General features: G+C 41.3%; 2 protein-coding genes. Both read left to right on the forward strand.

The features are described 5' to 3' along the window. On the forward strand, positions 1 to 685 hold a 685-nt coding region (locus tag JMX83_RS14865), incomplete at its 5' end, for a PP2C family protein-serine/threonine phosphatase (RefSeq protein WP_201603355.1). Between the two features lie 54 nt (positions 686 to 739). Further along, the coding region (locus JMX83_RS14870) for a helix-turn-helix transcriptional regulator (RefSeq protein WP_201603358.1) at positions 740 to 1538 on the forward strand (799 nt) is incomplete at its 3' end.

Consider the following 1538-nt stretch of genomic DNA (forward strand, 5'->3'; position numbering starts at 1 on the left):
ACCATTTTGCCTAGCAGTGTCTGATGGCGTGGCAAGCTCTAATCACTCGCAGCACTGTTCAAAAGCGGTGGTAAAAGCAATCAGACGGTTGTGGGTTAATCAGAAGAGTATTACTTCAGAAGATATTTATCAGCTGATTAATCAAACTAAGCATTCATCTAAGCGTTATGGTGCCGCGGCAACCCTCGCAATGGTGGTTGGAGAGTTAAATAGTGATGGAATAATAAAGGCAACGATAACGCATGTAGGTGACAGTCGTGTCTATTGTCTGCCTAAAGGCGCGACACAATGGCAGTGTCTGACACGCGATCATAATCTATTGAATGAGCTCATTGACCAGAAAGCGCAAGAGCAAGATCGCCAAGCGAAGTTCGCTGACTATAACCGAGAAGGAATGGCGGGGAGTCTATATAGTATTACTGAATGCTTTGCATTAACGGCTGATGACAGTTATCTAAGCAGTGAAGCACCAAAAGACAGCTCTTGCAAGATTGATATTAATAGTGGCGACTGTCTCTTGGTTTGTACGGATGGTATTCATGACTTGGTGCCGAGTCGTCATTGGCAACTTGTCAATGCTGAAACCGATTTACAAGCTTGGCTAATCAATCTTAAGAATCAAGTTTATGACTCCGATGGCAATGCTTATGACAATGGCACAGCGATTTTGGTTCGTTTTGATTGAACCTGTATTTTAATCATGAGTTGATTGCTTCATCAATTTAATAAAGAGGCTACTATGCCCGCACATTCAATCGCCAGCTATACAAAGTCAGCACGTCTATTTGCTTTATATCAATCTCTGCCTCGAAGTGAGGCCGATGCTGTCTCTTTGACAGAACTAATGCAAACCTACGGTTCTAATCCTGATCATTTTACTAATGAGCGTAAAAACTTAGAGAACGATTTGACTGGCTTAAACCAAATCTTTAACGATGTCTTTTATAGTAATGCCTTAATTCGAGTGCCAGCATGGGATCAGAATATCAGTGGCAAGACAGCACGATTTTATATTGAAGCCAGCTTTAGTATTGATGTCCTTAACGAGCAAACGGTGTTTTTTTGGGAGATGCTGGATAAATATACCGCAAACTACTTACCAGTATCTTTTAAACAAGAAATCGCAGACAAGCTCACTCAATTACGTCGACAGGACAAAGATAAATTTCATCAAAGTCCCCTAGGGCAATGGCAAGATCATCTCATCACCTTACCTAGTATCGTGCAAGCACCAACGCTTGATAGTGATGTGCTTGAAAGTATTCATCAGGCTCTGCTACAGAATCGTCAATTACGCATAAGCTATCAAAATAAATGGGAAGAAAAACCAGTTCAAAGAATGGTGTATCCCAAAGGACTGATCTTTATTGACAATATGGTCTATCTCACAGGCTTTAATCCTACTGATGATCATATCAATGATGACGTATTGCTAGAGGAGCATCGCAACTTTGCGGTCAACCGTATTACGGAGGCAGTAGTTATAGATAAGCTAATGCCTGACTGGGTAGGGCGTGACATTTATACATTAGATAAGC

The organism is Psychrobacter piscatorii (assembly GCF_904846415.1).
GTDB classification, from domain to species: domain Bacteria; phylum Pseudomonadota; class Gammaproteobacteria; order Pseudomonadales; family Moraxellaceae; genus Psychrobacter; species Psychrobacter piscatorii.